Genomic DNA, 6,314 nt, shown 5'->3' on the forward strand with positions numbered 1-6,314 from the left:
AATCAGTCCTGCCTTCGACCGGTCCCGCCTCCGGGCGGCTCCGTCGGGCGGCTCCGTCGGCGAGCCGGCGCGAATCCCGCCCGCCGCCCCTGCTCCGCCCCGCCCGACTGCCTGCCTGACTGACTGACTGTCCGCAACATAACCGCTACAGCACGCGCTCGAAAACCTGACGCACGCATGCCACGGCGGTTCATACCGATCACGCGGAGTTCCACCGGACAGCACCGGATTCCGCCATATCACGTCAAATAAAACCGGATACAGACGGATTCCACCCGGTTCCACAGGACGCGGGCACCCACCACCGGAACGGACAGGGGACGTGGTACGGCCGGCCACCCCGTCCGCCCGCGGCGTCAACGGCCGGCGGAACCGGCCCACGAAGCGATATAACGGAAAGTAATGTCCGGGTGTCGCTACGGCTCACAGCCCGGTCCCGGGATTACCTGTAAAGATCGCGACATGCCTCCGGCCGGAGCCGGCCACCCGACCCAGCGTGATGGACGGCGATGGGTACGGTATCGACGGCAGGAAGCTTGTACATCCGATAGATGGATGTCAAAATATCTCTCGCGCGTGACGGCGGAAGCTCTCATCCGCCGGCGAAAACCGGAAAGATCCGGAAAGCTACCGAGCCGGCGCGGGAACGGCGCCCACGGGCCAGGACGAGCGGCGACGGCCCACCGGGCCAGGACGAGGAGAACTGGACATGAGTGGGATCCAGCGGGTGGGAATCGTGGGTGCCGGGCTGATGGGCTCCGGCATCGCCGAGGTCAGCGCCCGGGCAGGGCTGGACGTCGTGGTGACCGAGGTGAGCCAGCTCGCGCTCGAGGCGGGGCAGCGGCGGATCGAGAAGTCGTTCGAGCGCGCGGTCCGCGGCCAGAAACTGAGCGAGCAGGAGCGCGACGCGGCGCTGAGCCGCGTGCGCTACACCACCAGCCTGGACGACTTCATCGACCGGGACCTGGTGGTCGAGGCCATCGCGGAGAACGAGCAGGCCAAGCTGGAGGTGTTCACGGCGCTGGACAAGGTGGTGGCCTCACCCGAGGCGATCCTGGCGTCGAACACCTCGTCGATTCCGATCATGAAGCTGGGCATGGCCACGACCCGGCCGGCGTACGTGGTGGGCCTGCACTTCTTCAACCCGGTGCCGGTGCTGAAGCTGGTGGAGCTGATCCCGTCGCTGCTGACCTCCGAGGAGACCCTGGCGGCCGTGACGGACTTCGCCACCGGGGCGCTGGGCAAAACGGTGATCCGCTCGCAGGACAGGGCGGGCTTCGTGGTCAACGCGCTGTTGATCCCGTACATACTGTCGGCGATCCGGATGATGGAGTCGGGTTTCGCGTCGGTGGAGGACATCGACAACGGCATGGTGTACGGCTGCTCCCATCCGATGGGGCCGCTGCGGCTGGCGGATCTGATCGGCCTGGACACCGTGAAGGCGGTGGCGGACTCGCTGTACGAGGAGTTCAAGGAGCCCCTTTACACCGCCCCGCCGCTGCTGCTACGGATGGTCGATGCCGGCCTGCTGGGCAAGAAGTCCAGTCGTGGCTTCTACGACTATCACAGTTGATCTTCCGGGAAGGAGTCGGGGATGAGCCAGGGCTTCGGGCTTTACCAGCTCGGCGAGGAACACGAGGCGCTGCGCGCGGCCGTACGCGCGCTGGCGGAGAAGGAGATCGCGCCATACGCGACGGAGGTGGACGAAGCCGAACGGTTTCCGGCGGAGGCCCGTGACGCCCTGGTGAAGGCGGATTTCCACGCGGTGCACATCCCGGAGTCCTACGGCGGCCAGGGCGCGGACGCGGTCTCGGCGTGCATCCTGATCGAGGAGGTCGCGCGGGTGTGCGCGTCCTCGTCACTGATCCCGGCGGTGAACAAGCTGGGCTCGCAGCCGATCATCCTGTCCGCCGACGAGGAGCTCAAGCGCACGGTGCTGACCGAGATCGCGGCCGGCGCCGGGATCTCGTACGCGCTCTCCGAACGAGAGGCGGGCTCGGACACCGCGTCGATGCGCACCCGCGCCCAGCTGGACGGGGACCACTGGGTGCTCAACGGCACGAAGGCCTGGATCACCAACGCCGGGGAGTCGACCTGGTACACGGTGATGGCGGTGAGCAACCCGAACGCGGACAAGCCCTCACGGGGCATCTCCGCGTTCGTGGTGCACCGGGACGACCCGGGCTTCTCGGTGGGCAACAAGGAGCGGAAGCTGGGGATCAAGGGATCGCCGACCAGGGAGATCCACTTCGAGAACTGCACGATCCCGGCCAACCGGATCATCGGCGAGCCGGGCACCGGCCTGAAGACGGCGCTGGCCACCCTGGACCACACCCGTCCGACGATCGCGGCGCAGGCGCTGGGGATCGCGCAGGGCGCGCTGGACGCGGCCGTGGACTACGTGCGCGAGCGCCGGCAGTTCGGGCAGCGCATCGGGGACTTCCAGGGCATCCAGTTCATCCTGGCCGAGCTGGCGATGAAGATCGAGGCCGCGCGGCATCTGGTGTACGCCTCGGCGGCGACCACCGAGCGCGGTGAGCCGCAGGCGGGCTTCCGCTCCGCGGCGGCCAAGACGTTCGCCTCGGACGTGGCCATGGCGGTGACCGTCGACGCCGTGCAGCTGTTCGGCGGCGCCGGGTACACCCGGGACTTCCCGGTGGAGCGGATGCTGCGCGACGCCAAGATCACCCAGATCTACGAGGGCACCAACCAGATCCTGCGCATAGTCATGGCCCGCCACCTGCTCCGAGGCTGACCCGCCCGACACCGGCACAACGCCCGGCGCATCGCCGGGCCCGGCGATGCGCCGCGAGGCCGGCCGGCCCTGGGGACGAAGGGGGCGTGGGCTCCTCCCAGAGCCCGCGCCCACCGGCGGGCCGTGCCCGCGGTGGGCGCGCCCGCCGCCCGTCCCCGGCCGGCGGTCAGTCGATGATCGCGCGTAGCTGCTCGACGGCGTGCACACGCTCGGCGTGCGCGGCCGCCAGCGGCGTCACGTGCAGGGTCGTGACACCGGCTTCGGCAAAGGCGGCGACCCGCTCCTTGATGTACCCGGGCGGCCCCACCAGCGAGGTGTCCCGGACCAGGTCCTCCGGGATGGCGGCCGCGGCCTCCTCCTTGCGCCCGGCGAGGTAGAGCTCCTGGACGACGTCGGCGGCCTGCTCGTACCCGTACCGGCAGGCCAGGTCGTTGTAGAAGTTCCTGCCCTTCGCGCCCATGCCGCCGATGTAGAGGGCCAGCTGGGCGCGATATGGCCGCAGCAGCTCGGGATCGTCCTGGTAGCCCTCGCCGATGGCGAGGAACACGCTGGCGGTGATGTCCAGCGGGCCGAGCTCGGGGTCGCGCCTGGCATAGCCCTCCCGCAGGGCGCTCCCCCACGCGTTGTCGGCCCTGTCCGGGTGGAAGAACACCGGCAGCCATCCCTCCGCGATCTCGGCGGCCAGCGCCACGTTACGCGGGCCGATCGCGGCCAGGACGATCGGGATCCGGGGCCGCAGCGGACGGTTTATGATCTTCAGTGGCTTGCCGAGGCCGCTGCCCTGGCCCTCCGGCAGCGGGACCTGGTAGTACTTGCCCTTGTACACCACGGGTTCCCGCCGCCACACCTGGCGGCAGATGTCTATCACCTCGCGGGTGCGGCCCAGCGGCGCGTCGTAGAGGATGCCGTGGAAGCCCTCGATCACCTGTGGCCCGGACGCGCCGAGCCCGAGCCAGAACCGGCCACCGGAGACGAAGTCCAGGCCCGCGGCGGTCATCGCGGTCAGTGTCGGGGTACGGGTGTATAGCTGCAGGATGGCGGAGGCGATCTCCAGCCGGCTGGTCCGCGCCGCGATGAAGCCGAGCTGGCTGACCGCGTCAAAGGTGTACGCCTCGGCGACCGAGACGATGTCGAGTCCGGCCTTCTCGAAGTCCTCGAGCTCGGCGACGGCCTCCGTGAAGCCACCGCTGTAACTCAGCGTCATGCCGATCCGCATCGATCTCCCCAGTTCTGCTCGCAATAACAGTCACAACTGACTGGACGATATCGCTGGTGACCCGGCCCGAGACAGAACTTTCACGGTGGCCGGCACCTTCACCGCGGCCGGCGGACGGCAACCCGCTCCGCCCGTCCGCGGCCCGTCCGCCACCCGTCCGCCACCCGTCCGTGGCCCGTCCGCGGCCCGTCGGCGGGGGCCGGGCGGGCCCCCGTCAGGCCGCGCTGCCGTAAGGGCGGGTGAGGATCTCCAGCAGGTGGCCGTCCGGGTCCTGGAAGTAGGCCCCGCGACCGCCGCTGCCGTGGTTGATCTCTCCCGGCCGGCTGCGGCCCGGGTCGGCCCAGTAACGGATGCCACGCTCGCGGATCCGTCCGAAGATCTCGTCGAACTCCGTCTCGCCGATGAGGAAGGCATAGTGCTGCGGGGTGACCGCGCCTTTCGTCTCGGCGAAGTCGAGGCTCACGCCGTTGTCGGCCGTGACCACGAGGAAGTGGCCGAACGGGGCCGGGCCGCCCAGCCCGAGGACGTCGGCGAAGAAGGCGGCCGACGCGCTCTTGTCATGCGCCGACACGATGGTGTGGTTGAGCTCTACGGTCATGGCGGTAGTCCCTTCCGGGCCCCTTCAGCGGCCTCTTCCGGCTCCTGCAGGAGTCCCTTGCACGGTTCTTTCCGGGCTTCCGTGCTGCTCACCTGTGCGATGCGCCGCGCCTTTCCTGCCTGTCACGGTGGGTGGGTGCGGACGCCGCGCGCCCGTGGACGACCATGCCACGGCGGGCCGCCGGCCGGCGCGCCGAACGCCTCCGGCGGCGCCGTAAGGCATGTCGGGAAAGGCATGACAGCAGTCTGCAACCTCAACCGCACTTCAGGTCAACAGGAACCGCACGACTGCTCCCGGCCGCCCAGCCGCCGTCCCCCAGCCGTTGCCTCCCAGCCGTCGCCTCCCAGCCGTCTTCCGGGTGCGGCTGATCCCCGGGCCGCCGCCGGCACCGTGGTCCGTCAGGATCCAGCACCGTGGTCCGTCAGGATCCAGAAGAAGCGGCCGGGCGGTGGCACGGCCGCGCTGGCGGGCAAAGGAGCGGGGCACATGAGCGACCGGGACGAGAAGGACAACGACAGGGACGGCGCGGGCCACGAGGACGGCACGGCGGTGGCGGTGGGTGGCGGCGGGTGGCGGCTGCTCGTCGGTGACCTGCCGCTGGTCGTCGTCCCCGGCCTTGTCGTCGAGCTGCGCGAGCTGCCGCCGTACAGCATCGCGCTGGACGGGGTCGTGCAGGGCCCCGCGCTCGACCTGCGCGCCCGCCGGCTGAGTTTCGACCACCACGGCGCCTGCATCCGGCTGGTGACCACCGCGACCTGCCGACAGGTCACCGACGCGCTGCTGCTCGGGCTGGATCCCCGCCGTTACACCGTCTACGTCAACGACGTCGACGCGGACACCGCGCTGGCCGTGGCGCTGCTGGCCCACCCGGGCTGGCTGGCGGCGGCCTCGCCGGTACGCGGGCCGGTGCGGCGGCTGGTCGAGGCGGTCGCCGGGCGGGACGCGCACGGCCCCGCCTACCCGGTGGCCGAACCGGGCCTGCTCGCCGCGTTCGCCGCCCGGGTGCCACTGCCCTCCCGGGCCGGCGGTGGCGGCGGCGACGCCGCGCGGATGGCCGCTGACCTCAGCCGCTGCGTGGCGGCGATCGCCGAGCTGGCCAGCGGTCTCGCCGGCACCGGCCCGGGCGGCCCGGCCGACGGGAGCGATCCGGTCCCGGCGGGTGACCAGGCCGGCCGGCGGCCGGCGGCGTCGTTCAGGATCACCCATGCCGGGACGGGATGGGTGATGGCGACCAGCGACACCGACGCCTTCGACCGGGTGTACGAGGCGGGGCACACCCGGGCGGTGATGTGGCGGCCGCTGCCCGACGGCTCGACCGCGTACACCGTGGGACGGCGCAGCGACCTGGTGGACGGCTTCCCGGTCGGGCCGGTCGCGGAGCCGGGGACGATCCTCGGCGCGCTCGCCGCGCGGGAACCCGGCTGGGGCGGGGGCAGCTCGATCGGCGGCGCGCCCAGGCGTCCCGGCGGCTCCCGCAGCTCGCTGCGCCCGGACGAGGTCTTCACGATCGTCGAGGCAGCCGTCACCGCCGCCGGCTGACCCACGGATACACGACGCGGGGCAGGTGATCGGCACCGGCGCCGGTGCGCGACGATGAGGCGTGCCCGATTCCGAACCCGCCGGACGGTATCAGCCGCTCGCCGTACCGACCTCCGCCAGAAACCGGCCGGGACAGGCGTGCTGGGCGGACGCGATGAAAGCCGCGATGACGCGCGGCCGCGTGACGACACCCGCGCTCACCGCCC

The 6,314-nt window shown here is 71.2% G+C and carries 5 protein-coding genes; 3 read left to right on the forward strand and 2 right to left on the reverse strand.

All coding sequences use genetic code 11. From position 1 onward, the window contains the following. The first annotated feature begins 709 nt into the window (after positions 1 to 709). Both AC5LSR_RS10760 and AC5LSR_RS10765 read left to right on the forward strand, forming a co-directional pair. Positions 710 to 1,573 carry a 3-hydroxybutyryl-CoA dehydrogenase gene (locus AC5LSR_RS10760; protein ID WP_250286517.1) on the forward strand — a complete coding sequence of 288 codons (864 nt, stop codon included), beginning with the start codon at positions 710 to 712 and terminating at the stop codon, positions 1,571 to 1,573. Between the two features lie 21 nt (positions 1,574 to 1,594). Beyond that, the gene (locus AC5LSR_RS10765) at positions 1,595 to 2,755 is read left to right on the forward strand and encodes an acyl-CoA dehydrogenase family protein (protein WP_250286518.1); all 1,161 of its coding nucleotides are present in this window, start codon (positions 1,595 to 1,597) and stop codon (positions 2,753 to 2,755) included. Between the two features lie 166 nt (positions 2,756 to 2,921). On the opposite strand, the gene AC5LSR_RS10770 is transcribed toward AC5LSR_RS10765, so the two are convergent. Both AC5LSR_RS10770 and AC5LSR_RS10775 read right to left on the reverse strand, forming a co-directional pair. Continuing rightward, entirely contained in the window at positions 2,922 to 3,971 is a 1,050-nt protein-coding gene (locus AC5LSR_RS10770; protein ID WP_250286519.1) for an LLM class F420-dependent oxidoreductase, read from the reverse strand. A 214-nt stretch (positions 3,972 to 4,185) separates the two neighbouring features. Further along, on the reverse strand, positions 4,186 to 4,569 hold the full coding sequence (locus AC5LSR_RS10775; protein ID WP_250286520.1) for a VOC family protein: 384 nt from the start codon (positions 4,567 to 4,569) through the stop codon (positions 4,186 to 4,188). Positions 4,570 to 5,055: 486 nt separating this feature from the next. On the opposite strand from AC5LSR_RS10775, the gene AC5LSR_RS10780 reads away from it, so the two are divergent. Then, positions 5,056 to 6,108 (forward strand): hypothetical protein, encoded by a 1,053-nt coding sequence (locus AC5LSR_RS10780; protein ID WP_250286521.1) that lies wholly within the window; start codon positions 5,056 to 5,058, stop codon positions 6,106 to 6,108. Positions 6,109 to 6,314: the final 206 nt, after the last annotated feature.

The organism is Protofrankia sp. CiP1_Cm_nod4, assembly GCF_982290645.1.

Excerpts from the sequence above, each read along its gene's own strand:
- AC5LSR_RS10760 (WP_250286517.1), top strand. The coding sequence starts at position 710 with ATGAGTGGGATCCAGCGGGTGGGAATCGTGGGTGCCGGGCTGATGGGC.
- AC5LSR_RS10765 (WP_250286518.1), top strand. The coding sequence starts at position 1,595 with ATGAGCCAGGGCTTCGGGCTTTACCAGCTCGGCGAGGAACACGAGGCG.
- AC5LSR_RS10770 (WP_250286519.1), bottom strand. The coding sequence starts at position 3,971 with ATGCGGATCGGCATGACGCTGAGTTACAGCGGTGGCTTCACGGAGGCC.
- AC5LSR_RS10775 (WP_250286520.1), bottom strand. The coding sequence starts at position 4,569 with ATGACCGTAGAGCTCAACCACACCATCGTGTCGGCGCATGACAAGAGC.
- AC5LSR_RS10780 (WP_250286521.1), top strand. The coding sequence starts at position 5,056 with ATGAGCGACCGGGACGAGAAGGACAACGACAGGGACGGCGCGGGCCAC.